Annotated in this window: 26 protein-coding genes; 13 read left to right on the plus strand and 13 right to left on the minus strand. The window is 70.5% G+C overall.

What is annotated here, in order from left to right; all coding sequences use genetic code 11:
• Positions 1–10: 10 nt before the first annotated feature.
• From ACF08F_RS10725 to ACF08F_RS10750, 6 genes are all read right to left on the minus strand, one after another.
• The gene (locus ACF08F_RS10725) at positions 11–157 is read right to left on the minus strand and encodes a hypothetical protein (RefSeq protein WP_392298156.1); all 147 of its coding nucleotides are present in this window, start codon (positions 155–157) and stop codon (positions 11–13) included.
• Positions 158–350: 193 nt separating this feature from the next.
• Positions 351–749, minus strand: coding sequence for a hypothetical protein (locus ACF08F_RS10730; protein ID WP_392298157.1), 399 nt, complete (start codon positions 747–749; stop codon positions 351–353).
• Between the two features lie 71 nt (positions 750–820).
• Positions 821–1036, minus strand: a complete 216-nt coding sequence (locus tag ACF08F_RS10735; RefSeq protein ID WP_392298158.1) for a hypothetical protein — start codon at positions 1034–1036, stop codon at positions 821–823.
• Positions 1037–1174: 138 nt separating this feature from the next.
• Complete coding sequence (locus ACF08F_RS10740) at positions 1175–1909, minus strand: GNAT family N-acetyltransferase (RefSeq protein ID WP_392298159.1); 735 nt, start codon at positions 1907–1909, stop codon at positions 1175–1177.
• A 152-nt stretch (positions 1910–2061) separates the two neighbouring features.
• Entirely contained in the window at positions 2062–3900 is a 1839-nt protein-coding gene (locus tag ACF08F_RS10745) for a serine/threonine-protein kinase (RefSeq protein ID WP_392298160.1), read from the minus strand.
• Between the two features lie 247 nt (positions 3901–4147).
• The gene (locus tag ACF08F_RS10750; RefSeq protein WP_392298161.1) at positions 4148–4546 is read right to left on the minus strand and encodes a hypothetical protein; all 399 of its coding nucleotides are present in this window, start codon (positions 4544–4546) and stop codon (positions 4148–4150) included.
• A gap of 352 nt (positions 4547–4898) precedes the next feature.
• Here ACF08F_RS10750 and ACF08F_RS10755 point away from each other — a divergent pair, with 352 nt between their 5' ends.
• Both ACF08F_RS10755 and ACF08F_RS10760 read left to right on the plus strand, forming a co-directional pair.
• A complete protein-coding gene (locus tag ACF08F_RS10755) occupies positions 4899–5432 on the plus strand; it encodes an SMI1/KNR4 family protein (protein ID WP_392298162.1) in 534 nt (177 codons plus the stop codon).
• Between the two features lie 444 nt (positions 5433–5876).
• A complete protein-coding gene (locus tag ACF08F_RS10760; protein ID WP_392298163.1) occupies positions 5877–6065 on the plus strand; it encodes a DUF3052 family protein in 189 nt (62 codons plus the stop codon).
• Between the two features lie 396 nt (positions 6066–6461).
• On the opposite strand, the gene ACF08F_RS10765 is transcribed toward ACF08F_RS10760, so the two are convergent.
• The 4 genes from ACF08F_RS10765 to ACF08F_RS10780 all read right to left on the minus strand — a co-directional run bounded on the left by ACF08F_RS10765 (position 6462) and on the right by ACF08F_RS10780 (position 11103).
• Positions 6462–7358, minus strand: coding sequence for a sucrase ferredoxin (locus ACF08F_RS10765; protein WP_392298164.1), 897 nt, complete (start codon positions 7356–7358; stop codon positions 6462–6464).
• 10 nt (positions 7359–7368) lie between these two features.
• Positions 7369–8574: a cupin domain-containing protein gene (locus ACF08F_RS10770; RefSeq protein ID WP_392298165.1), complete on the minus strand. Its 1206-nt coding sequence runs from the start codon at positions 8572–8574 to the stop codon at positions 7369–7371.
• A 494-nt stretch (positions 8575–9068) separates the two neighbouring features.
• On the minus strand, positions 9069–10658 hold the full coding sequence (locus tag ACF08F_RS10775) for a phytoene desaturase family protein (protein WP_392298166.1): 1590 nt from the start codon (positions 10656–10658) through the stop codon (positions 9069–9071).
• Positions 10651–11103: an SRPBCC family protein gene (locus tag ACF08F_RS10780; RefSeq protein ID WP_392298167.1), complete on the minus strand. Its 453-nt coding sequence runs from the start codon at positions 11101–11103 to the stop codon at positions 10651–10653. The genes ACF08F_RS10775 and ACF08F_RS10780 overlap by 8 nt, the downstream gene beginning before the upstream one ends.
• Before the next feature lie 399 nt (positions 11104–11502).
• On the opposite strand from ACF08F_RS10780, the gene ACF08F_RS10785 reads away from it, so the two are divergent.
• The 7 genes from ACF08F_RS10785 to ACF08F_RS10815 all read left to right on the plus strand — a co-directional run bounded on the left by ACF08F_RS10785 (position 11503) and on the right by ACF08F_RS10815 (position 19325).
• Positions 11503–12438, plus strand: a complete 936-nt coding sequence (locus tag ACF08F_RS10785; RefSeq protein WP_392298168.1) for a short-chain dehydrogenase/reductase — start codon at positions 11503–11505, stop codon at positions 12436–12438.
• A gap of 402 nt (positions 12439–12840) precedes the next feature.
• Positions 12841–14307, plus strand: coding sequence for an aminotransferase class I/II-fold pyridoxal phosphate-dependent enzyme (locus ACF08F_RS10790; RefSeq protein ID WP_392298169.1), 1467 nt, complete (start codon positions 12841–12843; stop codon positions 14305–14307).
• On the plus strand, positions 14300–14998 hold the full coding sequence (locus tag ACF08F_RS10795; RefSeq protein ID WP_392298170.1) for a HemK2/MTQ2 family protein methyltransferase: 699 nt from the start codon (positions 14300–14302) through the stop codon (positions 14996–14998). Before ACF08F_RS10790 ends, ACF08F_RS10795 begins: the two co-directional genes overlap by 8 nt.
• A gap of 85 nt (positions 14999–15083) precedes the next feature.
• On the plus strand, positions 15084–15227 hold the full coding sequence (locus ACF08F_RS10800; RefSeq protein ID WP_392298262.1) for a CDGSH iron-sulfur domain-containing protein: 144 nt from the start codon (positions 15084–15086) through the stop codon (positions 15225–15227).
• Positions 15227–16249, plus strand: a complete 1023-nt coding sequence (locus ACF08F_RS10805) for an iron-containing redox enzyme family protein (protein ID WP_392298171.1) — start codon at positions 15227–15229, stop codon at positions 16247–16249. The genes ACF08F_RS10800 and ACF08F_RS10805 overlap by 1 nt, the downstream gene beginning before the upstream one ends.
• 183 nt (positions 16250–16432) lie before the next feature.
• On the plus strand, positions 16433–17527 hold the full coding sequence (locus tag ACF08F_RS10810) for a glutamate--cysteine ligase (protein WP_392298172.1): 1095 nt from the start codon (positions 16433–16435) through the stop codon (positions 17525–17527).
• A 523-nt stretch (positions 17528–18050) separates the two neighbouring features.
• Entirely contained in the window at positions 18051–19325 is a 1275-nt protein-coding gene (locus ACF08F_RS10815; protein WP_392298173.1) for a cytochrome P450, read from the plus strand.
• 159 nt (positions 19326–19484) lie between these two features.
• Here ACF08F_RS10815 and ACF08F_RS10820 read toward each other — a convergent pair whose 3' ends face one another.
• Positions 19485–19721, minus strand: a complete 237-nt coding sequence (locus tag ACF08F_RS10820) for a DUF6480 family protein (RefSeq protein WP_392298174.1) — start codon at positions 19719–19721, stop codon at positions 19485–19487.
• Positions 19722–20231: 510 nt separating this feature from the next.
• Between ACF08F_RS10820 and ACF08F_RS10825 the strand changes: the two genes are divergently transcribed.
• From ACF08F_RS10825 to ACF08F_RS10840, 4 genes are all read left to right on the plus strand, one after another.
• A complete protein-coding gene (locus ACF08F_RS10825) occupies positions 20232–20558 on the plus strand; it encodes a plasmid stabilization protein (protein WP_392298175.1) in 327 nt (108 codons plus the stop codon).
• 118 nt (positions 20559–20676) lie between these two features.
• Complete coding sequence (locus ACF08F_RS10830) at positions 20677–21570, plus strand: SDR family oxidoreductase (protein WP_392298176.1); 894 nt, start codon at positions 20677–20679, stop codon at positions 21568–21570.
• The gene (locus ACF08F_RS10835; RefSeq protein WP_392298177.1) at positions 21567–22568 is read left to right on the plus strand and encodes a PHP domain-containing protein; all 1002 of its coding nucleotides are present in this window, start codon (positions 21567–21569) and stop codon (positions 22566–22568) included. The genes ACF08F_RS10830 and ACF08F_RS10835 overlap by 4 nt, the downstream gene beginning before the upstream one ends.
• A 569-nt stretch (positions 22569–23137) precedes the next feature.
• The gene (locus tag ACF08F_RS10840; protein WP_392298178.1) at positions 23138–23539 is read left to right on the plus strand and encodes an STAS domain-containing protein; all 402 of its coding nucleotides are present in this window, start codon (positions 23138–23140) and stop codon (positions 23537–23539) included.
• 113 nt (positions 23540–23652) lie between these two features.
• Here the strand turns inward: ACF08F_RS10840 and ACF08F_RS10845 are convergent, their stop codons facing one another.
• Together ACF08F_RS10845 and ACF08F_RS10850 are read right to left on the minus strand one after the other, a co-directional pair.
• Positions 23653–24045, minus strand: a complete 393-nt coding sequence (locus tag ACF08F_RS10845) for an STAS domain-containing protein (protein ID WP_392298179.1) — start codon at positions 24043–24045, stop codon at positions 23653–23655.
• Positions 24046–24109: 64 nt separating this feature from the next.
• Positions 24110–24463 carry a helix-turn-helix transcriptional regulator gene (locus tag ACF08F_RS10850; protein ID WP_392298180.1) on the minus strand — a complete coding sequence of 118 codons (354 nt, stop codon included), beginning with the start codon at positions 24461–24463 and terminating at the stop codon, positions 24110–24112.
• Positions 24464–25051: the final 588 nt, after the last annotated feature.

Genomic DNA, 25051 nt, shown 5'->3' on the forward strand with positions numbered 1-25051 from the left:
GACGGCCTTCCTACGGCGTGTCGAGACGCTCGCCCAGTTCACTGTCCGAGAGGGCGCCGACGGCGTACTGATGGCTCCGGCTGAACGTGCAGTCGACCAACAGGGTCCACTCCACGGCTCCGGCGGAGTTGTCACGGACCAAGACCTGGTCGACCAAGGGGCCCCGAGTGCCGTCCGCTCGGGGGAAGCGTGGAGGGGGCTGCCTTGTCGTGCGCAACCGCTCAACCTCCCGGCATGTAGCGGAGTCCGAAGGGGAAAGGCAGGCAGCAGAAAGAGGGATGCGGTGGAAGAGGTCCTGGTGGCGGCAGTCAAGTGGGCTGGTCGAGGCGTGATGCTCGCCCTCGACTACCTCAACCTGCGTGCCACCTTCGAGCAGATCCGGCGCGGCGTCCGAAAGAACCGTCGCTAGCGTGCGGAGCGGATGAGAGGTTCACAGCCAGACGGGCGGCCGCCCCGGCCTGGACCCAGCCGGTGCCATCGGCCTCGCCGACTGTTGTCCACCAGGACATCAGCCGGACCGCCATCGCTTCTGGCTCTGATGGAAGAGGGGTGAGACCGAAGTGATCTTCCAGCTCGTGCCGCAGGAACTCGCCGATCTCCGCCTGGTCAGTGCCACGCCGGAGCCTCTGGAGCAGAGGGGCGAGCATGCAGTCGTACTCGTCCTGCACATCGTCGGCGACACCGATCGGATCCCACTCGTTGAGGAGATGCCGAAGGCCGTTCTCGGTGACGTCGGTTTCGGATCGCATCGCTCCAGAGTGCCATCCGAGAACCGACGCCATCACTCACCCCCACCTTGATCCAAACGAAACTGGCCAGTTCAGGGGAGAGTGACGTTGTTGAGGGCATCGTGGGTGGGCAGGTTACCGGCGGCGGCCTTGTCCTGCTGGTCACCGTTCCCGAAGGTCTGGGACAGGAGCCCGACCCCGGGGAGGTTGTTGCCGACGCTGTCGGCGGTCGCTGCTCCGGCGGAGGCGAGGACGGCGGTGGCGGCGACAGCGGCGGCGGTGAGGACACGGCGGTTGAAGATCGTCATGCCGGACTCAACGACTCCGGCGGCGACAGGGCACGGGGGTTACGCCGCCCCCACCCTCGGCGCCCCGCTGCGGCACCCCTGCTGCGTGCATCTTCAACCGCCACGGCAGTCGCGGAAGAGACTCCTTCCCTACCAGTCCTACGCGAGGGGGACGTCGTCAAGCCGAACACTGAGCTGGGCGCCCACCTCGTGAAATCCCAGAGCCACAGCCACACGCTGTGATGGAAGAAGTCGTGCTCTCCACTGTGGGCGCAACCCGGCATCGAGAGCATGGGCCACCGCTGCGGATGCCACGGCCCGGGCCAGGTGCCGGCCCCGATGGTGCCGGGCGACCAGCACGCTCAGGTGGGCTACCGAACGCGGCCAGGACTGGTACCCGGCTGCGGCCACCACTTCATCGCCCTGGCGAAGACAGAACGAGGGAGAAGAGATGCTCTCCAGACCGCTCTCGCCGGCCTCGGCCTCCCCGGTCAGTGCCAGCATCCTGGCCAGCCCTCCATCACCGATCGGCAGCTGCTCGACGTTGGTTCCCTCGTGCGCAGGAAGAAAGCCGTCCCGGTCGAGGTAGAAGAGCGAAGCCGGCCCGAGAACCTCGAGAACAGGCAGCACCGCACGCAGGCGAGCGATGTCGAGGACCTCTTCGTGGGTCATTTTCCGTGCGGCGTCGTCCACCATTCTGGCGGCCTGCACGCTCGGCGCAGTGACGAGTGTGGTGGCGCCGATCCGCACGATCCCGGTCCACGCCGGCGGGCACAACAGCGATTCGGGCGCGACCACAACTCTTGCCCCACCCGCAGGTCCGAACGCGACTGGTGTGCCCGCCAGGTCCTCCCACAGCTCGCGGGCGTGCATGAACAGGAGATCGTCGGTCATGACCGCATCTTGTCGACTCCGCAGCGGGGGAGCGACCAGATTTCAGGCCGGGCACATGGCCAGACGCCAAGGCGCCGACACATCTGGCCAAGCGCCGACCGGAGCGGTCGGTCACGCTCACCTCCGAAAGGTCATTTATACGCCCCCCAAATTCAGGGGCTGCTGGCATTTGCAGGTTCGGGCGGTAGGGGTGCGCGGGGGCTCACGAGGTCGAGCAGTTCGATGCCGAGTGGGGGCGGTGAGTAGATACCGATGTATTCGCGTGCCAGCTCGAGAAGTTGGTGGTGGCCGTGAGGGCCGTCAGGGATCGCGGATCCCCGTCTGCGCGCTGTCATTCCGTCGATGGGTGATCGGTGCGGGCTGCGGGGCCGGTTCACGCCGGTCTCGACGCGGTCCTGGGCCGATCGGAGGATGGAAGGCAGCGTGGCGGCGTCGAAATCTCTTGAGGAATCGTGGGCGGCGAGATAGCTGGCGAGTTCCTCATGGGCCTGGTGTATGAGATGCCGCGCAGCGGTCAAGTCGCGGTGACGGAGCGCCAGGTGCTCGGCCAGACGGGCGAGTGATTCGATGTGCACCGCGCGCATGGTGATCCGCGAGAGGATCCGCATGGCCTCGTTGATGTCCGAGTCCGACACAGTTACCGCGGCATGGCCGAGTGCCTGGTCGCGCTTGCGTGGGTCGGTGATGTGATCGAGGTGGGACAGGGCGAGAGCAGGATCCCTGGCGGAAATGGTCAGGGAGACCCATGCGCTGTCCGCGTGTTTGCCGGGAGGCAGTCGCCGCGCGAGGGCGACGGCGCGTGCCAGGTTGTCGGTACGGGCCAGGTGCCCCACCAGTTGCGACATGGCGTCGCCATCGTGGCCGAGGTGGTGCTCGGCGGCCGCCAGCAGGCTTGCGACGCGTCTGGGCGCCAAGGCCCACAAGCACGCGACCAGTTGACTGAGGCCCATCATGAACCAGCCTGGACGGGGGAGTTCGTCCCACAGGCGGGCCTCGGCCGTCTCGACCAGTTCCAGTGCGAGTGCAGGGCTCACCAGGGCTGCGAGCTCGGCCGCCTGGGCGAGTTCGAAGCAGTCGGTCGAGGTTCTGAGCCGTGCCAGGAGCCAGGCCACCACCGGTCCCTCGACGGGGCGACCGTCGCCCCCGCGAGCCACGGGCAGCACCCCGCCGGGCAGGTCTCGCACCCGGGCCAGTACGGCGGCCACGTCACGCGCCGATCGCGGCCGGCGCGCGGGATGCTTCTCCAGCAGCGCGGCCACGAGCCGGACCAGTTCGAAGGGCAGGTCGGGCCGCAGGCTGTGCAGCGGGGCAGGGGTCTCCTCGCAGTGCCGACGCATCAGGACGTAGTAGTCCCCGTTGAAGGGAGGGGTGCCGACGAGCAACGCGTACAACACGCAGCCGAGGGCGTACAGGTCGCACCGGAAGTCGACGTGGGCCCCGCGCCACTGCTCGGGTGCCATGTACGCCGGCGTGCCGAACGGACGTCCCGTCACCGTCAGGCCGCTGGTCGAATCAGCGGTACGGGCGATCCCGAAGTCGCAGATCCTCACGCGACCGTCGTGCTGACGAAAGAGGTTCGCGGGCTTGAGGTCCCGATGGACGATGCCGTGGTCATGCGCAGCGGCGAGTACCTCGGCGCTCTGCAGGGCCAGGTCCACCGCCTCGTCCAGGGGGAGTCCTGAGGGCATCGTGGCAAGGGCGGCGCTCAGATCCGCGCCCTCCAACAGTTCCATGACGATGTACAGCTGGCCGGCGTCCTGCCCCGCGTCGTGGACGGTCACGACTCCCGGATGGGACACCCGGCCGCCGATGACCGCCTCGCGGCGAAACCGGGCCACGGCCTCGTCGTCCTCTCCTTCGGACCGCATCAGCTTCACGGCGACGAGCCGTTGCGTGTCCAGGTCGAGGGCCTTCCACACCTCGCCCATGCCACCCCGGCCTATGAGCTCGACCAGCTCGTATCTTCCTGCTAACTGCTCTTCCGCCTGCATGACATCCCCCGAATCTCGAACACGCATCAGCCGAAGGCCTGGCCGGCCCTACCGGTCCTGCTTCCAGGAAACGCGCTTCCCGCCGAGTTGCGTTCCCATGCACGCGGAAGCGTGGGTCGCGCGGCCCGCCGAACAGCCGGATTACGGTCGGTTGGTCCCGTAGAAGTATCCGGAGCGCACATGTTTCGGCGAACCTGTGCCAGGCAGCGGCGAAACAGGACGGTTTCAGCCCTGCTGGGGTGGGTGATCAGTCCTCGGCAAAGGAGAGACACACTGCGCGCGGATCCAGGATCACCTGGTTATCGGTATAGCAATCTGCCTGCCGGGTGCCGACCTCGCTCGCACAGCCCATGCAGACGAGGTTCGGGCCATCGGTGCCAGAAGAGCCCTGGCAGCAGCCGATCGATCGCATGACGTCGGGGTGTTGTTCTGTGCCGATCACGTCGTCAGGGTGCACGGTGAAGCCCGGGACCTCGATGCCGAAATCGCTTGCCTGAAGATTCCTGGCGTAGGTGCCGCGGGGCATCCGGGCCGGCCGTGTCCGGATGCCCGGTATCTCCGACATCGGGACCGGCGGCGGCAGCCTCACCTTGGTGAGCGGTCCGGTGAGGGGAAGTCGGCAGTGGTCACACAAGAAGCGCGGCATTCTGCCGATTCTGCAGATCGAGAACTGCCTTCACCAGCGAATTTGCCTCGACGAAGAGCTGGAGAGACTGCGCTCGCATCTCGGTGCCGCCGCCGGGCGCGTCGCCGAGGCCCCCATGCCCCGAAGGTGGACAGAGGGTGCGTCGTCACGCGCCAGAACGGCCGCTCCGGAGGACGCGGATGCGTCGAGCGTGGGGGGTGTCGGGACGAGGAGCGGCCGGCCGGGGGCCGGCCGGGCGGGACCACCCGCCCTCGCGGATGATGTCTAATCTCGCGGTATGAAGATCGACTGGAGGGCGGAGTACTTGCGCCTGTTGGATGGCCGTCGTCGTGGGTTCCTGGACCCTGAGGTCATGCGGCAGGACGGTCTTCCGGTGGACCGGAGGCTGACCGAGGCGGACCTGGCATCGGCGGAAGGGGAGCTCGGGATCTCATTCCCGGCCGAGTACCGCGAGTATCTCCTGCGGCAGGGAAACCCCGGGAGGGGGTGCAAGCAGCTGTGGCGCGGCCCGCGGGGCTGGGGCTGGTACGACGACACCCACACCAACTACGACCTGCTGACCGAGCCGTTCCCGCACCCCGACTCGTACCGCGCTTACGACGAGGAGCTGCATGAGCGCGAGCCGCCCCGTGAGGACGCGGAGGCCTGGGAAGAGTGGGACTGCGAGGGCGGGGTGCTGGAGGAACGGAAGACGGCCGGTGCGGTGTACATCCAGGAGGGCGGTTGCGGCTTCTCCACGCTCCTCGTCGTCACGGGCCCGCACCGAGGCGAGATGTGGTTCGACGGCCGAGCCACCTGCGACCGGATCCTCCCCCTGAGGTGGGGCGGCCGGCCCGTTTCCTTCGCCGAGTGGGTCGAGCGGGGCATGAGCCTGACCCCGTGGTGAACGGACGGCACGGCGACGTCGATGGCCCCGACAGGACCGGCGAGGCGTCGTGGCGTTGAGCGCGTGGTCTGGACGGAAGTGAGGAAGAAGGGCGGGCCGGCGAAGCGGGTGTTCCTCAAGCAGGTGCCGAAGGACGGCATCCTGTGCGTGCTTCTGGTCCTCGGCACGTTCGCGCTGCACTTCGCACGTGCCGCCGTCCTGGCCGATCCTCGCCACAGTGAGGCCTCAGAGCAAGGACCCACCGCGGGAGCGGCTGGATCGTTCCCGCCGTGCTGGGCTCTTGCATCGCCAAGAGGCGCCGTGACGTCGGCGGCCCGCTGCTGCGGGCCAGGTGGTCAGAAGAGGGCGTCCTGGTCGGGCTCCGGCCGAGGCAGGTCGGCGACGTCCTCGCCCCGCCATTTCGTCTCCAGGTGCTTGCGTCACCCTTGCGGCGGGGGGAACGGGATGCCCCACTCTGCGAGCTGCTTCTTGGTACTCGCCCCCAAGACTGGCCGCGACGGGTACGTCGAGCCCTCCGGCATCGCCGAAGCCGTCGTCACGGCCGGCCTGGCACGGACCTCCGCCATCAGCGTCGGCGACGACTGGGCCGTTCACCGCCTCATCTCCCCCGAGACAGTCAAGGCCAAGCGTTGAAAGCCGTTCCCTCCGGCTCATCACGCGGTCGCCCGGTACATCCGGCCGACCGGAACAGCGCACGGCATCTCGGAGTCAGGGGCCGGTGACGCGGACCCGGAGCTCGTACTGGGCGCCGCTGCTGATCGCCTGCGCCTGCTCGACGAGGTCGGCGGCCGTGAAGCCGAGAGTGCGGCGTCGGCGGCTGCGCGGAGCAGCGGCACGATCTCGGCGACCGGCCGACAATCCGGCCTCAGGCGCGATCAGCCCCCGTCGACGTCGTCACACAGGATGACCGGAGTGGGATCGGTGGCCGGCGCGCATGATGACCGCCCATCTGGCAACCTACGCAGCACCTGAGGTGGACCGGCCTGAATGAGACGCCGCACGACCGCTCACGAAGGGACGAGAATTCGATCAACCGGCATGCAGCGACGTGACGTCGTAGTACACCGCTGAGCTGGGAGACAGGGCGCGGCAGGTCAGTTGGTGCATGCGTGCTCTGCGGGCGTGGATCTCGACCTGGAAGGTCGACAGTCCGGCGAGTCGGCCGGTGACGCGGACCCGCCAGCGGTCGTCGTCCCTGACTGTCTCCTCGATGACGTAGTCGTGCCGACGCGATGGACCCGCGTGGTGGAGGACGGCCGACAGGGCCGCCTGCTGGGGCGGGGTGAGGTCCGTGTAGCCGCGCAGGTGGTTCGGGTGGATGTGGTCCGACAGGTGTTCTTCGACCACCGTCACTGCCGAGAGGGCGTCGAGATTGCCGTAGTAGACGCCGTCGGGTACGACGGCGACGTTCGCGGCGAACCGATCGCCACCCACGTGTGTGCACTCCCACACGAGCTGTGGCCAGACATCACTGAGCGCGCCTGCCACGGGACGGCCGCGGAGAGCGCAGCAGGTGTCGCGCAGACCGTGGGTGCAGACGAGGATGACAGATGGGTGCCCCTGTTCTCCGGGCGTGTCCATGGCGGCGACGATTTCCACCAAGTCCCTGTCGTCGCCCCACGTACCCCATTTCTGAGTGTGGGCGCTTCCCGCGTCGTAGCGGAGGACCGCCCACAGCGGCCGTTCGTCGGAACGACTGCGGCCATGTCGGCGGATCAGCAGGATGCGGGCGCGCATCGCCCGTGCGGCTGCGCTCACCCGTGCCTTGACGCCGGGATCGAGAGCGATTCCGGCGAAACCGTTGGGCGGCCAGCCGGCCCGGTACTCGATGAGGATCCAGGCCGAACCGTACGGTGCTGTGCCCGCGATCGGGTCTCCGCGCAGGCGGGCGGCGTCGGAGCAGAGGAACCGTGCTGGAGTCGTCATCGGGTCTGTCTCATGACTCGACGGGGACGAGTACGCCGGCGCGGAGCAGCCGTTCGACGAAGGCAAGCCCCAGTTCGGAGGCAGTGTGAGTGCCGCCGTCGAGGAGCTTCGGCGTCGATGCGAGTTCTGCCTCCGACAGATCGAGCCACCCGACGCGGGTGGCGAGGCGCCGGCCCACCAGCCTCGCCTCCAACGCCTCCCGAAGCCGCACCGGCAAGTCGGGCGCGAGGCCGGCCAGAGCCGCGAGCTGCGCCAGGGGCCCCATCGGCGCCGGGCGCGCCTGGCCGCGGCGGGTGCGATGGAACAGGGGGGTGGGGTCGGCCTCGGTGAGCGCGGCGACGAGACGTCGGCGGACCCAGTCGATTTCGTCGTCCGGACCATCCACACCCAGGGGGAGGGACCCGCGCATCTCCACATCCTCGCGCAGCAACGCCACTGCGGCCTCGGCGAGTTGTTGCGCCAGCGCGTGCCGAGTCCAGGTGTGGACGCCGAGTGTCAGATGGATCGACACCGCGCCCAGCGCTTCGGCGGCGTGCAGCCAGCCGCGTGGCAGATAGAGGACGTCGCCGGGTTCGAGCACGGCGTCGATGTACGCCCTTCTCCGCGCGGCATCGGCGACCGCGGCGCGGTGGTCAGTCCAGGGCTGGTCGCGCAGCGGAGCCGGGAACACGGGCTCGTGGACGATCCAGCGCTTGGTGCCGGTGACCTGCAGCACGAACACGTCGTGGACGTCGTAGTGATCGTCGAAGCCGCGGTTCTGCGGCGGGGTGACGTAGGCATTCACTTGGACGGGGTGGCCGAGCTCCGTGCCGAGCCGCCCCGCGAAGTTCGTGACCGGCTGCCAGGTACGCTGCAGCGCCTGCAGAACCAGGGTGCTGCCGCCGGCGAAGCTCCGCCACAGGGCGGTGTCGTCCAGCTGGTCCGCGACCGACGCGCCCACTCCTCCCGGCGAGGTGAACGACGAGTCGGGGGCGGTGGAGCCGCCCTTGGCGACGCGGAGGAACGGCGTGCGCAACCCGCGTCGGGAGACCAGCTCGTCCACAGCAGATGCTGAGAAGAGGTCGGAGAAGTCATCGACTCCGCGGGTGAGCAGCGGGGCACGGCCCCAGATGTCTCGAGCGAACTCCTCGTAGGTCAGGCCGATCAGGCGTGTTTCCAGGACACGGCTCCCGACATCCGCGGCCGTGTCCCGAAGCGTCTTGGGAACGGTGCTCAAGCGGGGCCGCCAGCCTCATGGGCTCCACCGTCCGCGCCGCTGTCCGCGCCCCCGTCTGCGCCTCCGTCGGCTCCACCGTCTGCGCCGCTGTCTGCGCCTCCGTCCGCGCCGCTGTCTGCGCCTCCGTCTGCGCCTCCGTCGGCTCCACCGTCTGCGCCGCTGTCCGCGCCTCCGTCGGCTCCCCCGTCTGCGCCGCTGTCTGCGCCTGCGTCCGCGCCGCCGTCTGCTCCGCCGTCGTGGACGTCGGGCGTGCCCTCCGCGCCGCCGTCCTCCGGACCTTCCTGCCGCTTCGGGTCCTGCTCGGGGTGCGCCATTTCTCCTCCTGGGGACAAGACAGATCGTTGAGGGGCCGGTCCCGTCCGGACCCCCTCTCCAAGCTCACCCACGCGGGTGACTGCGGCAACCGGAGCGGCGGCTCAGCGGGCGGCGCACGGGAGCGAGGGCGCATCGACGCCTCTGTGGCGGGAACGTCTTCGTGCGTCGTACGGAGTCCGTCACAGACGCTGGGCGCGGTGGAGCGTCGCGTGCAGGGCACGGGGGCGCAGGGCGGCACGGGCCGCGTTGGCGCCCGGCGCGCCGTGGACGCCGCCACCCGGATGGGCGGCTGCGGAGGCGAGGTAGAGGTGCTTGACCGGTGTCTCGGGACGGCCGGTGCCGGGAGTCGGCCGGAAGACCGTCTGCTGGTGGAGAGCCGTGGTGCCGTTGTTGATGGCGCCGCCGTGGAGGTTCTCGTCCATGGCCTGGAGGGTCGGAGGGGCGAGGATACGGCGTGCGGCGATCAGGGAGCGGAAGCCGGGAGCGAGCCGTTCGACCTGGTTCTCGACGCGGTCGGCCATGACTTCTCGCTCTCGGCGGTCCCACCGGCCGGTGATGCCGTCGGGGCCCGCGTCCGCGGTGACGTGCTGCGGGAGGTGAGTGTAGGCCCACGCCGATTCCGTACCGGCGGGGGACCGGGTGGGGTCCGCGGTGGTCATCTGACCGAACAGGACGAACGGCTCGTCAGGGATGAGCTCCCTGGCGATCTGCGCGGCGAAGCGGGTGAGGCCGTCCACCCCGTCGGAGAGGTGGACGGTGCCCGCGCCGACCGCTCCGGACGCAGCCCAGGGCACGGGTCCCGTCAGCGCCCAGTCCACCTTGAAGGTCGCGAAGTCCCACTGGAAGCGTTCCAGGTCACGCAGGAGGCGAGGCGGAAGGTGCTGCTCGCCGACGAGATCCCGGTAGAGGGCGGGCGCCGAGGTGTCGGCCAGGACGGCCCGACGTGCGTCGACCGTCTCCCCGCCCGCCGTTCCGACGCCCACGGCGATGCCACCGCGGATGACGACGGACGTGACGCGCTGCCCGCACCGCAGGACTCCACCTCGGCGCCGGAGGCGGCTCACGAGCGCCGCCGTGAGCGCTCCGGCTCCCCCGACGGGAACGGGGAACCCGTGACTCTGGCCGAGCATCGACATCAGCCAGCCGAAGCCGCCGCTGCCTGCCGCCTCGGGAGCCAGATCGGCGTGGAGGGCGTTGCCCGCGAGCAGGAGTCGGCCGCCTTCTCCGGCGAACTCCTCCTCACCCAGGCGTCGTACGGGCAGTGCCAGACTCCGGGCCAGCCGCAGCCCCGCGGGGCCCCTGAGCTTCGCGGCCAGCCGCAGTCCCGGGCGGATCGGTGGGAAGGGCGTGAAGAGGGCTCGCAGGAGGTCCGGTTCCAACCGCAGCCACGTCCGGTACAGGGCCTCCCAGGAGGGGCCGTCGACGGCTGCGAACCGCCTCAGTCCGGTACTCGTGTCCTCCACGCGGCGTTCGAGTACGGCGCAGCGCCCGTCGGGCAGCGGGTGCGCCAGCACACGGGGGGCGTGGCTCCAGCGCAGCCCCTCGGCGGCCAGGTCGAGCCCGGCCAGGACGGGGGAGGCGGCGGCGAGCGGGTAGAAGGCACTGAAGAGGTCCGAGACGTAGTCCGGATGCACCCCGCGATCACTCCTGACGGCCCCGCCCGGCTCGTCCTGCGCTTCGAGGACCTCCACGCTCCACCCGGCGTCGACGAGCAGGTTCGCGGCCACCAGCCCGTTGGGCCCGGCTCCGATCACCACCGCGTCAGGCACGGAACACCTCTTCGGGCCGTCGTTCCACCACCGTGGCCAGGCGGGCCAGCATGCCGCGGTGTCTCAGCTGGAGGGCCGCCTCGCTCACGGGGTTGTGCAGGGTCCCTCCGAGGCCGCGCAGCGGATGCTCGTCGCAGACGACGAGGGTCTCCTCGCCCCAAGGCCTGAGCTGGAGAAAGATCCTCGCCGTGCCGAGGGGCTTGAACGAGGCCTCCAGCTCCAGTTCCCTGCCGGTCTCCCGGTGGCGAACGGTCGTCACACCCTCGACGGCCCAGGGCCCCAGCCGAATCGTGTAGCGCAACCGGGAGCCTGGTGCGGGCCAGGTGTCGTCGAGCGGGACGGACTCGGACGGGCCGGCCACCCACTCTCCGTAGCCGGTCGGATCGGCGAGGACGGCCCACACCGCGAGTGGGGGACGTCGGACGAGCTGGTGACGGACGGCCACGACGGATCCTCCTAGCGAACGACGGGGGTGCAGCCCCGTACGACCCGGTGAGGTGCCCGCCCGGGGGAAACCACTGAAATCGGAGGCTTTCGCGGCGGGAGTTCCTGCGCCGGCCTCCCCGGACGTGACCGGGGCTCGGCCGGCGCCGGCCGGATCATCTCCTCGCCGGAGTGATGCCACGGTCGTGGCGCGCCTACCCCGGTGGGCATGCCTCAAGCGGTGGAGGCCGGACGAGCTTGTTGCCCGCGCCGACCCGGACAAGGTCGGTCGTCCCCCTGTGCCACTTGCTCCCGCCTGCGGGTGACCGCTGGTCAGGAGCATCCTGGAAGGAAGGGCCCGCCCTCGGGGCGTACGGCGCCGCTGCGGTCGGTCCGAGACGGAACGCGTGGGAGGCGCCAGGTGAGGACGCGGACACACGGCCGGGCCCTGCAAGGCCGCACCGCCGTGGTGACAGGGGCGGCGCGAGGACTCGGAGCGGCGCTGGCCTGGTCCTTCGGCGAGCGGGGAGCGCGCTTGGCCCTTCTGGGCCTGGAGGGAGAGCGTCTGGAAGCGTTGGCCGCCGCGTCGGGCGCCGAGGCCGCCTCCTGGGAGGTCGACGTGACCGACGACGCGGCCATGGCCGACGCGGCCCGAGAGGTCCGTTCCCGATTCGGACCGGTGTCCGTGGTGGTGGGCAACGCCGGTGTCGCCCAAGGAGGCCTGTTCGCCGACACCGATCCGTACGTGTGGCGCCGTGTCGTCGAGGTCAACCTCATCGGCAGCGCGGTCACGGCACGGTCCTTCCTGCCCGACCTCCTCCACACGCGCGGCTACTACCTGCAAGTGGCCTCCCTGGCGGCGCTGGGAGCAACCCCGCTCATGAGTGCCTACTGCGCCTCCAAAGCAGGTGTCGAGTCCTTCGCCCAGTCCTTGCGCGCGGAGCTCTCGCCTCGCGGCGTCACCGTCGGGATCGGCTACCTCAACTGGATCGACACCGATATGGTCCGGGACGCGGACCGCCATGCCGTGCTGCGGGCTCTGCGCGCCCATATGCCGCCGCCGGCCCGCAGGGTGTCCTCCGCGGCACGGGTCGCGGAGCGGCTGACCACTGCCGTGGACCGGCGCCAGACCTCCGTCTACGTGCCGGCGTGGCTTCGTGCCGTCCAAGCCGTGCGTGCTTGTGTCCCGCCGGTGGTCACGCGTGACGCCCGTGCCTGGTTGCCTGGCCTGGAACGGGAGGAGCGCTTCGAAGCGACCGGGCTGCTCGGTGCGGGGGGCCGCGCCGACGAGCAGCGCGACAGCGTGGGCAGGCCGGGTCCCGCGGCGCGGGGGAACGCGGGCCCTCCGGGCGGGTAGACGGCGCGGCACGTCTTCTGCGGGAGGCGCGGACCTTACGCGGAGTCCTCGCGGTTGTGGGCCCCGGCCGTCTCCGAGAACGTTGCTGAGCCCCCGGCCGTCTCTGAAACCGTAGCTGAGCGTCCCCCGGCCGTCTCCGAGACCGTTGCTGAGCCCCCGGCCGTCTCTGAAACCGTAGCTGAGCGTCCCCCGGCCGTCTCCGAGACCGTTGCTGAGCGTCCCGGCCGTACCCGAAACCGTCGCTGAGCGACCCGGCCGTCTCCGGGACCGTCACTGACACGTCGCCCGCCCGCCGACCGCGGGCCGAGAGGAGCCCCGGCCGGGTCCGTCAGCGCGGTGCGCCGCGTACCGAATCCTCCCGGATGCCTGTTTTCGTGTTCGGTCCCGGGGCAGGCGCGCGCTATGGATCAGTCGAAGGCACCCGTGCTCGACGCATTGGCGGACTACCGCGAGAAGGGGCAGACGCCGTTCACGCCGCCTGGGCACAAACAGGGAAGGGGCGCCGACCCCAGGGTGTCGGCCGTGCTCGGCGACGCGGTGTTCCGAGCCGATGTCCTCGCCGCCAGTGGCCTGGACGACCGGACGTCCTCCCAGGGCGTGCTGGAGGAGGCCCAGGCACTGATGGCCGAAGCCGTCGGCGCGGACCATGCCTTCTTCTCCACCTGCGGCAGCTCCCTCTCGGTGAAGTCGGCGATGCTGTCCGTCGCGGGGCCGCACGAGAAGCTGCTGGTGGGACGGGACGCCCACAAGTCCGTGGTGTCGGGTCTGATCCTGTCGGGGATCGAGCCCGCCTGGGTGGATCCCCAGTGGGATGCCGAGCGCCACCTGGCCCACCCGCCGACGGCGGAGGCGTTCGAGGCGGCGTTCGCGAACCACCCCGACGCGCGGGGCGCGCTGGTGACGACGCCGACCCCCTACGGCACCTGCTCGGACCTGGCCGCGATCGCCGAGGTCTGTCACCGGCGGGACCAGCCCCTCATCGTCGACGAGGCGTGGGGCGCCCATTTGCCGTTCCACCCCGACCTTCCCACCTGGGCCGTGGACGCCGGGGCCGACGTGTGCGTCACGTCCGTCCACAAGATGGGCTCCGGCCTGGAACAGAGCTCCGTCTTCCACCTCCAGGGCGATCTGGTCCGGCCCGAGGTGCTCCGAAGCCGCGAGGACCTGTTGGGCACCACCAGTCCCAACGTGCTCATGTACGCCGCTCTGGTCGGCTGGCGTCGGCAGATGGTCGAACACGGCGAGGCCCTGTACGACCACGCACTGGCCCTCGCCCGTAAGACCCGCGAACGCATCTCGCGAATCGACGGCATCCATGTGAACGACCGCGGCGACTTCTGCGGGCCGGGTCGGGCAGCGGACATGGACCCCCTCCAGATCATCATCGACATCAGCGAGTGGAAGATCACCGGCTATCGGGCCGCCGACTGGCTGCGTGCGAACCACCGGATCAACCTCCACGTCGCCGACCACCGCCGCATCAGCGCCCAGCTCACCCACGCCGACGACACCGACACGGTGGAGGCACTCGTGGCGGGACTGACGGACCTGTCCGCGCGCCGGGCGGAGCTGCGCTCGGGCCAACCCGTCGAGATCCCGCCACCGCCGACGCTGCGGCTGGACCAGGTGATGCTTCCGCGGGATGCCTTCTTCGGCCGGACGGAGCAGGTCGCCTGGGACAAGGCGGACGGCCGGATCGCCGCCGAGATGCTGACCCCCTACCCCCCGGGCATCCCGGCGGCGGTCCCGGGGGAGCGCCTGAACGGCGACGTCCTGCGCTACCTGCGGACCGGGGTGGGGGCGGGCATGGTCGTGCCGGACGCCGTCGACACCGAGGTCACGAGTGTCCGGGTGGTGCGCGATGAGTGATCCGACAAGTACGGCCCTGATCCCGAGGACGCTCCCCGGTGGCCTGGTCGCCCTCCCGAGCGTCTACCGGCCTCAGGCGGACACGCGTCTGCTCGCCGCAGCCCTCGCTCAGGAGGAGATCGGCCCCCTCACGGACGTCCTGGAAATCGGCACCGGGACAGGCGCACTCGCCCTCTACGCCGCGCGCAGGGGCGCCGCCACGGTGACGGCGGTCGACGTCTCCTGGCCAGCAGTGGCGACGGCACGTATGAACGCCCTGCTCCACCGGTTGCCCCTGCGCGTTCTCCACGGCGACTTCGCCGAACGGACCTGCGGGCGACGCTTCGACCTGGTCGTGACCAACCCTCCGTACGTTCCGGCTCCAGGCACCCGGTTGCCCCCGCGGGGCGCGGAACGGGCTTGGGACGCGGGCCCCGACGGACGCATGGTGATCGACCGTATCTGCGCGGCAGCCGCCGCTCTGCTGCGCCCCGGCGGCGTTCTGCTGATGGTGCACTCGGGCATGTGCGGGGCGCAGACGACCGTGGACCGGCTGACCGGGGAGGGAATGGCTGCCGGAGTCACGGCGCGCGCATCCGTTCCGTGGGGCCCGGTCCTGCGTTCGCGACGAGCCTGGCTGGAACGGCGGGGCCTGGCGGACGCAGACGAGCAGCGGGAGGAACTGGTGGTCATCCGTGCCCGAAACCCCTGACGAACCCCCCGTCCCGACGCCCGCGCGCCGGGTGTTCGTGGACCCTCAGGGACCGGTCGTCGTGGAGGGTCCCGTCGAGATCGTCATGGACGACGGGACGGTCGCCCGTTCCGACCGCTTCTCCGTCGCCATCTGTACGTGTCGGCGCAGTCGCGCGTACCCCTGGTGCGACACCAGCCACCGCCGACGCGAGCGAGCCGGCCGGCCGGCCGTGGAAAGGAAGCCTTGATGCCCCCTCGGAGCCCAGGCGCAACGGCCGCCGAGACCGCTCCCCGCCTCGCCGAGGAGCGGGGCGAGTTGTCCCGCGCCGTGACGGAGGCCCTCCGGTCGTGCGACGCGCCGCGATACGCGGCCGGGGCTGTCCCGAGTGCCGACCCCTGGGGCGAGGACCTGCACCTCGCGCTCTATCTCCTGTACGAACTGCACTACCGAGGCTTCGAGGGAGTGGACGCCGCCTGCGAGTGGGATCCCGATCTCCTGCGGCTGCGCAGGGCGCTGGAAGCACGATTCACCGATGCCCTGCGCGCCGAACTGCCCGACATGCCAAAGACGGTGGAAGAGGCCTTCGCACCGCTTCTCGTGGAGCCCGTCGACCTCACCGGCAGCCTCAGCCACCGTCTCGAAGCGGACGGGGAGTTGTGGCAGCTGCGCGAGTACGCAGCCCTGCGTTCCCTGTACCACCTCAAGGAAGCCGACCCCCACATCTGGGTGGTTCCCCGGCTCACCGGACAGGCCAAAGCCTCCATGGTCGCCATCGAGTACGACGAGTTCGGCGCCGGCCGTGCCGACCGCATCCACGCGCGGCTCTTCGCGCGCCTGATGGACGACCTCGGTCTCGACCGTTCCTACGGCCGGTACGTGGACCACGCGCCCGCCCCGCTGCTGGCGACCGTGAACCTGATGTCCCTCTTCGGGCTCCACCGCGCTCTGCGCGGGGCCCTCGTCGGCCACTTCGCCTGTGTCGAGATCACGTCGCCGCCCGGATCCAGGCGCCTGGCCAAGGCGATGCGGCGGTGCGGCGCGGGAGCCGCGGCCGAGCACTTCTACGCCGAACACGTCGAGGCCGACGCCGTCCACGAACAGGTGGTGCGCCACGGCGTCGTCGGCGGACTCCTGGCGGACGAGCCCGCACTGGAGGCCGATGTCGCCTTCGGCTGCGCCGCGACCGTCCTTCTGGAGGACCGCCTCGCTGATCACATCCGGAAGGCGTGGGACGGGGAAGGCAGTGCGTTGCGCCGCCCTCTGGACTGAGGGGTGGCAACCGACCGGCGCACCGGCCTGCCGGTCGGACGGCAGGCCGGCCGTCCGGCCCGGACGGCGTCCATGTGTTCGTCAACGGCCGTTCGCGCCGCAGGTCTCGGCCCCCTGCGCTGCATGCGTCGGGGAGACGAACTCGAAACGGGTGATCATGACGTGCCTGGGTAGGCGCACTCTGTGATCACCGTGGGCGTGGAAGAGGAATACCTGCTGGTGGACCCGGTGACAGCTGTCCCGGCCCCGGTGGTGGAGGAGGTGCGCCGCGCGGCAGGGCTGGGCCCCTTCGCGGAAGGCGCCGAGATCCAGGACGAGCTGCTGCAGGCCCAGATCGAGGTGGCCACGCCCGTGTGCTGGACCCTCGACGAAGTGGGAGGCCACCTGCTGCGGCTGCGCCACGCGGTCGCCACTGCCGCCGAGACGAGCGGCTGCAGGGTCGCCGCGACGGGTGCGGCGCCCTTGCGCGGCGACCTGCCCGTTCCCGTGACCCCCAGCGCGCGCTATCTGAGGATGGAGGGCGAGGCTCGCCGGCTCGTCGACGAGCAGTTGATCTGCGGGATGCACGTGCACGTGGGGGTCCCCGATCCGGAGACGGGCGTGGCGGTGCTGAACCGGATCCGGGGATGGCTCCCCACGCTGCTGGCCATGTCCGCGAACTCACCCCTGTGGGACGGTCGGGACACCGGGTTCGCGAGTTGGCGCACCGTCCTGTTCGGCCGGTGGCCCGTCAGCGGCCTGCCGCCGCACTTCGACGGGCTCGGCGACTACGAAGAGCGTCTGGAGCAGCTGGTGGAGTCGGGGGTGATCGCCGACCGGGGCCAGGCCTACTGGCAGGCCCGGCTCTCCGACCGTTACCCCACCGTCGAGGTGCGCTGTCTCGACGTCCCACTCCGCGCCGACGACGCCGTCATGTTCGCCGGGATCGTTCGAGGGCTGGTTGCCACGGCGATCGCCCAGGAGAAGGCGGGCGCGCCCCTGCGGGTGGTGGAGCCGGAGTTGGCGCAGGCAGCGAACTGGCACGCCGCCCGGCACGGCCTGGACGGGACCCTGCTGGATCCCTGTGGTCGCCCGCTCAGCAGCGGAGACGCGCTGCACGCCCTCCTGCGACACATCACGCCCGCCCTGGAGGAGGCGGGCGACCTTCGCGGAGTGAGCGGCCTCGTCCACCGGCTCCTGCAGCACGGCACGGCCGCCGAGCGCCAGCGCCGTGCTTGGAACGGGACGGGGCTGCCGGGGCTGATCGACCTGGTGACCGGGGCCGACGCGTCCGCATGAGGCAAACTCGGGAGCGTGGTCCGACGGGAGCGGACCACGTTCCCGCTCGCGGTACGCCGCTCGCCTGGCGGCGGCGTACCGCTTCTGTCGACGGGGCGGGACCTGTGGATCAGTCCTCGCCACGGACGATCTGGGGCTCCGGGTCGGCATCCGGGCCCTCGGTGTCCGGGGCGGTATCGACGTCCGACTCGCGAGGGCGGGGCGGTAGGTCCTGACGTGTCCCGCGACCGCCGCCTCAGTCTTTCCAGACTGGATGGAGCTGTGGACGGCGTTCACGGCCGTCACCTCCTGAGACTGATGATCCGAATTGATGGTCGGGTCAACTACTGTTCGGCTGCCCGCTCCGCCCAGCCCGACACGTTGCCCCTCGACAGTCCGCCCTCATCACAGGCGCCCGGGCCCGCACCGGCGTCCGAGCCGTGGGGCGAGCGAACCTTCATCGCTCTCACCTCGACCTCGCCGGTGCTCCGCCGGTCAGCCGAAGCCCCGGAGTGCGGGCGGGCAGGCCGGGTAGCCGACCGTCATGTACCGACTCGACACCGCCATCGCGCCGTGGAGCGACAGCACCCTCCCCCTCCTTGCCCGCGGCTACGCCTGGCTGCCCGACCTGATGCGTGCCACGAACGGCGGCCCCGTGAGGACCAGGCTGCTGGGACGGCCAACGGTCGCCCTGCGCGGACAGGACGCCATCGACTTCTTCTACGACGAACAGAACGTCAGGCGCGCATCGGCGCTCCCCGGACCCGTGCTCGACACCCTGTTCGGACGGGGAGCCGTGCACACCCTGGACGGCGCAGCTCACAGAGTCCGGAAGGCCATGTTCCTGGCGATCCTCAAGGACGGGGCGGGCGTGGCTGCCCTCGCCGACCACGTGACCCGGAGCTGGTCCGAGGCAGTGGACGACTGGCGCGACGGCCGGCGCGTCGTACTCTTCGACGCGGCAGCGCTGATCCTGGCCCGTTCCGTCTGCGCATGGGCGGGGATCCAGCTGTCCGACGAGGCCGTCCGGCGGATGGCCGTCGACTGCCAGGCCATGGTCGACGGATTCGCGGCACCAGGCCCGCGACACCTTCGCGCCCGACGTGCTCGCGCCCGCCAGGAGGACGTGCTCGCCGGCCTGATCCGTACCGTCCACGAGGGCGAGGAACTGACTGCGGACAACGGAACGGCCTTCGAGACCGTGGCCTGGCACCGTGATGTCGACGGCGCACTCATCGACCCGCAGACGGCCGCCGTCGAACTGCTCAACATCATCCGGCCCACCATCGCCATCGCATGGTTCGTCGCCTTCGCGGCCCACGCCCTGCACCGGTGGCCGAACCACCGGGAACTGCTGCGGAACGACGACGAGCGGCGGTACGCGCGGGCCTTCGCCCACGAGGTGCGGCGCTTCTATCCGTTCGCCCCGTTCGTCGGCGGACTGGCCGCCACCGAGCTGGCCTGGCGGGGTGAGGTGATCGCCGAGAACACACTGGTCCTCCTGGACCTCTACGGACACAACCACGACCCCGAGCTGTGGAAGGACCCGTACCGCTTCGACCCGCAGCGCTTCACCGCACACGAACCGAGCGCCGACGAGCTCATCCCGCAGGGCGGCGGAGATCCGGGCCGTGGCCACCGCTGCCCCGGCGAGGACATCACCGTGGCCGTACTGGCCGCCCTGGTGCAGCAGCTCGCCGGCCTCGACTACGCGGTGCCCGCACAGGACCTGTCGATTCCCCTCTCCAGGATTCCCACCCGCCCACGGAGTGGCTTCGTCTTCACCGTTGTGAGCCCCGCTCAGGGCGAGAACCATTGATCAACTGACGATGCCGCTCGAGCCGCCGATGCATGGGTTCGGCTCTCCGGGTGGCCACCGCTGTGTGGTGACGCTTGCTTCCGGCGGCCGGACACTGCTGGGCCTTCCTCGGCATGCCGAGGTCCCGTGGCCCCGCCGGCGAAACGGCCGCCCACCGCCTCACCGAGTGCCGAGGGATATCGCGTACGCCAAGAAGAACAAGGCGACGACGAGTGCGAGGAGAAGCACGGCGACCAGCGGGCCGCGTGCCCAGCCACGTCGCAGCGGCCGGTACGGTCCCGTGCCGGTGCCCGTTCCCGATTCGGCGGGCGGAGTCCGGCCCGGGGGAACGCCCCCGCCGGGCTCGAGCCCCGTGACAGAGCGGGGGTCGGGGTCGGGGTTGCTCGGAGTGGTCATGACGTGCCTCCTGACCGAGCGTATGGCTCAGGTACGGCTGCTACCCAGAGGTGCGCCGCTCACCCCAGAGATCGAAGCCGGGCTCCAGAGGTTTGGGCAGGATGGTCCGTCGGCTCTTGATCGCCTCTGCAGCGTCCCGGCACGCGCGGCGTATGCCTGTCTCGGCAGGCGGCAGGCGGCAGGCGGCAGGCGGCAGGCGGCTGGCGGCAGGCGGCTGGCCTGGAGGCCGGGATCGCTCCGTGCCTGCCGCCTCAGGCCGGCACGCCGGGCCGGTCCTTTGACGGAGGTCTGGGGGAGCCGGGACGGGGTAGTTGCTTGCCAGCACAGCAAGACCCGAGCCGGCAGCCGGACTGCGTAGACCGCGGTGGCGGAGTCGCGGACTGCTTCTGCGTAAGGAGTCTGGGCTTGTGAGCGATGCGTAGCGGATGGAAGACCGGTCCCGGTGAGATGCGATGCCGTGTGGGGCTGGGCCGGGAACCCCGAGCCCCGGATGAAGGAAGTGCATCAGTCATGCCTAGAGGAAGTAGTCCCAAGCGAGAGCGCCAGTACGAGCACATCAAGGAGTCCGGCGAGAAGCGTGGCATGTCCGAGGACCGAGCGAAGGAGATGGCCTCCCGCACCGTGAACAAGGAGCGCGCGCGGTCGGGGGAGAGTAAGTCGGCCAGCCGCAGCTCCACCCAGGGCAAGTCCGCTTCCCGGCGCGGTGGAGAAAAGTCGGGCGGTGGCAGGTCGTCCGAGCGCACCAAGGACGACCTGTACCAGGAAGCCAAGAAGCGCAACATCGAGGGGCGCTCCAGCATGACGAAGCAGCAACTCAAGAACGCCCTCGGCCATTGAGGGCACAAGCCCGGCATCTGCCCGCGCGGGTCCCGATCACCTGGACCTCGACCAGACCCCCGGGAAGACCGCCGCGTCCCGACCATCACCCCTCCCGATCCAGCCGGAAGGAAACCCCATGCCCTCCCGCGACCAGGCCCACCTCACCGATCCTGTGGAACTCCACCCCCGGCCCCCGTTCCCCGAGCAGGATCAGGATCACCCTGGCTCGACGGAGGCGATGGATCCCCGGCCCGACCACGGTGAGGACACCTACGAGGGCCACGGCCTGCTGAAGGGCCGCAGGGCGCTGGTCACAGGAGGGGACTCAGGCATCGGCCGGGCCGTCTGCGTGTCCTTTGCACGGGAGGGCGCCGACGTCGTCTTCACCCATCTGCCCGAGGAAGCCGCTGAGGCCGAGGAGACCACCCGCCTGATCCGGCAGGCCGGCCGCACAGCGGTAGCCGTCGCCTGCGACATCCGGAACGAAGGCGAGTGCACCGCCCTCGTCGAGAAGGCGGTGGGCGAGCTGGGAGGCATCGACCTGCTCGTCAACAATGCCGCGTACCAGATGGCCCAGCCGGACGGGATCGAGGCGATCACCACGGAGCAGTTCGACCGGGTGATGAAGACCAACCTGTACGGAATGTTCTGGCTGACCAAGGCCGCGCTCGCCCACATGCCGCGCGGCGGATCCGTGATCAACACCGCCTCCGTGCAGGGCTACCAGCCCAGCCCGCACCTCCTCGACTACGCCATGACCAAGTCCGCGATCATCTCCTTCACCCACAGCCTGGCCCAGATGCTTGCCGAACGCGGTATCCGGGCCAACGCCGTGGCACCCGGACCGGTCTGGACCCCCCTGATCCCCGCGACGATGCCCGACCCGACGACGTTCGGCGAGCAGTCGCCCCTGGGCCGGCCCGCGCAGCCTGCGGAGATGGCACCCGCGTACGTCTTCCTCGCCTCCGACCAGGCCACCTACATCACCGGCGAGATCGTCAACGCCACCGGCGGAACGCCCCTGCCGTGACCCCGGACGAAGCTCTGCGTCGGATCGCCTTCCTCCTCGAATGGCGCGAGGCGTCCCCCTACCGCGTGCGGGCCTTCCACACGGCTGCCGACGCCGTCCGCGACCTGCCGTCGGGCCCGGTGGACGCCGCGCAGGCCGAACGCCTGCGCGGGATAGGCCCGGTCACCGCCGAGGTGATCGCCCAGGCATCCACGGGAGCGGTGCCGAGCTACCTTGCCACCCTGCAGGCCGCTGCCGACCCGAAGGCTCTGGCCGGCTGGGACCTCGCGACCGCGAGCACCGGGGACTGCCACCTGCACTCCGACTGGTCGGACGGCGGCAGCCCGCTCGAGGACATGGCCGACGCAGCACACGTCCTGGGCCGCCAGTGGGCGGTTCTGACCGACCACTCGCCGCGGCTGACGATCGCTCACGGGCTGAGCCCGGACCGGCTCGAAAGGCAACTGGAGGCCGTGGCCGCCGTCAATTCCAGGCTGAGCCCAGAGTTCCGGCTCCTCACCGGCATCGAGTGCGACATCCTCGAGGACGGCTCACTCGACCAGGACGAAGACCTGCTCGGCCGACTCGACATCGTCGTGGCATCCGTCCACTCCAAGCTCCGCTCAGAACCCGAACCGATGACCGCCCGGCTACTGGCCGCGGTACGCAACATACACGTCGACGTCCTGGGACACTGCACCGGCCGGATCATCACCGGCCGGGGACGCCCACCGTCCCGCTTCGACGCCGAAGCCGTGTTCGCAGCATGCGCAGAGTCCCGCACCGCAGTGGAGATCAACTGCCGTCCCGAACGGCGCGACCCGCCGGACGACCTGCTCCTGCAGGCCGCGGCCGCCGGTTGCCGCTTCGCGGTGGACACCGACGCCCACGCCCCCCATCAGCTCCGCTGGCAGAGCACGGGCTACGCCCGCGCGGCACGCATCGGCCTCGGAGCGGACCGGCTCATCACGACCTGGTCGCTCGTGCGGCTCCTGACCAGCAGAAGCGGCCACCGGTGACCCACCTGCCCGCCGCGATGTCGCGTCGGCCCCGCAGCGGGAACCGCCAATTCCGAGAGGGTGAGACGCCGCGTGCGCACGGCGCGGAACTGAAGGCTCGGGCCGGGCAGCCCGACACGCACGCACAGCTCCGGACCACCGGGGACGGGGCCTCGCGCTCCTCCAGGCCCCCGGGCATCTGACAGGCCGGCCGGAGCCGAGCGTGTCGGCATTCCTGACGGCACGCCCTGCAGCCCCACCCACTCGGCGCCGGAGCCGGCCGACGGGGACATCCTGGCCTTGACTCTGGCACCCGATCTCGACATCCCCGGCCGCGCGGCAGCGGCCGCACGCGTACAGGCCCTGGTCCTGGCCTACCGACCTGCGCTCGTACGCCTGCACATCCCGCCCGGCCCGCCGAACACGGCGGCGCTCAGCGTCCTCGCCCGCCTCCGCCGCCTGTGCGAAAGCCTCGGCATCCCCCTGACGCTCACCGGGCCCCCCGCGACCCCCGTGCACGGTCACGGCGGCGCGGACGGTCAATCGGCTGCCGTGAGTCCCGCCCTTGGAGGACATCGAGGTGCATCCTCATGACATCCGACCGCGTCGACCACCTCTCCTTCGAGCAGGTCGAGCACACCCTCCTGGCCGGCGAGCACCTCTACCGTTCGCCCGAAGCTCGCGTGTACCGGCAGCACACGCGAACCGACGGCACGGCGCTGCTCCAGGCGGCCGGGGAGTTCGACCTGGACAGCGTCGGCTGCCTGCGCCAGGCCGTGGCGGACGCCCGCTACGAAGGCGCCTCCCTCGTGGTGCTCGACGTCTCCGAAGTTGCGTTCGGTGACTCCTCGTTCCTCCACGCCTTGGTCGCAGCCATCAGGGCACCCGGCCGACTCGTCCTCCGGGGTCCCGTACCCGACCAGCTGCGCCAGCTGTTCAGCCTCACCGGCACCACCCAGCTCTTCCAGGAAGACGAGGAATCGGAGCTCTGACGGCTGCTCTCGGGACTCAGGGTCAGGGCGAGCACTGTTCCGGTGTTAGGGCGGCGTCCCGTCGAGAGGGTCGACCGCGGTCCGGCTCGGCCGGACGGGGTTGCGGGCCTGGCTCAGGCAGGCCCTGCCGACCGAGCGCGGGTGGTGAACCGGTGCTCGGATCCGGTCAGACGCAGCAGGCGGGTGATCCGAGGGGTGAGCGCGGTCAGCACGAGGGATTTCCCGACTGTTCTGGCTCTCTGGTTCAGGCGGAGCAGCATGTGCAGACCTGAACTGTCGCAGAAGGTGACGCCCGACAGGTCGACGTCCAGGCCGGAGGCGCTGGCTTCCAGGGCCGCGGTGAGCTCCTGCCCCAGCTCGTCGGCGTCGTCCATGTCGATCTCGCCGCACACGCGCGCCAGCACCCGTTCGGGTCCCGGTTCGATGGCCACGGCGACTACGGGCGGCGACGCGCCCTCGCTGATGTCTCCCCCGCGGGCGGGCGGGCGGCGGGGTTGATTGGTCATGGCCTGTCCCTCCGCTGTCTCGAAAGTCCGGCGGCCTGGCAGGACGAGTCCGGGCCCGTGAGGTCTACGGGTGCTTCCGGTGCTCACCGTCCGCGGCCGGACGTGGGGTTGCTTCGGTCGGCTGGTCGAGGTCGACGAGAAGTCGCAGCAGGTCGGCGATCTCGTGGTTGCCCTCGGCCGGGTGGCGGAAAAGTGTGCCGGGCGTGACCTCGTAGTGGTTCCGACGGCCGTGGCGTACCCGCGTCAGGTATCCGGCCATCTCCAGATCCGTGACGATGGCCTGCGCTGCCCGTTCGGTGATCCGACAGTTCTCGGCCAGGTCACGCAGTCGGATTTCCGGGTCGCCCAGGATCATGGCGAGGATCCGGGCGTGCTGTGTGACGAACGTCCAGCTGGTGCGAGGCTCCACCGGTTCCATGCCCGGAATTATACGATTCCTGATACCGGTTTCGCCATACAGGAACCGCGGATCCCGTGTGGCCGCCGTGCGAGCCTTGCAACCTTCCGCCGTGGGCGGCGCGGTTGCAGGGGTTCGTCGGGGCCTCACCTATCCGCAGCGGCTGATCGAACCCGCACGGGAGGAGCTCGATCGGTTCGTCACTCTGCTGCGGTCTCTCGGTGTCACCGTCAGACGCCCGCATCCGGTCGACCACGAGCGACGTTCGCCACCCTCGACTGGTCGTCGTGCGGCTTCGGCAGCCCCTGCCCAAGGGACAGAATGATCGTGATCGGCGACGAGACGAGCCCATCCCCTGCGACCTGCTGCACTACGCGCCGTTCGGCGGCTCAACTCACTGCGCCACGCTCGACATCCGGCGCCGTGGCTCGCTCGAATCGTATGTCGAATGATCGACCGTCGATGGTGTTCCGGAATGAGGAGTCTGCGGCAGGCAAGCACCCAGGGTCGGTGCCGGCGCCGTGGGCGGGGAGGACGGTCAGGGGGAGGGCCGTGAGGGACGGCCGGTGGTCCGCCCGTCGAGGTGGTCGCCGACGTACTCCTGGAGTG

The sequence above is a fragment of the Streptomyces sp. NPDC015130 genome (assembly GCF_043080005.1).
Taxonomy (GTDB): Bacteria; Actinomycetota; Actinomycetes; order Streptomycetales; family Streptomycetaceae; genus Streptomyces.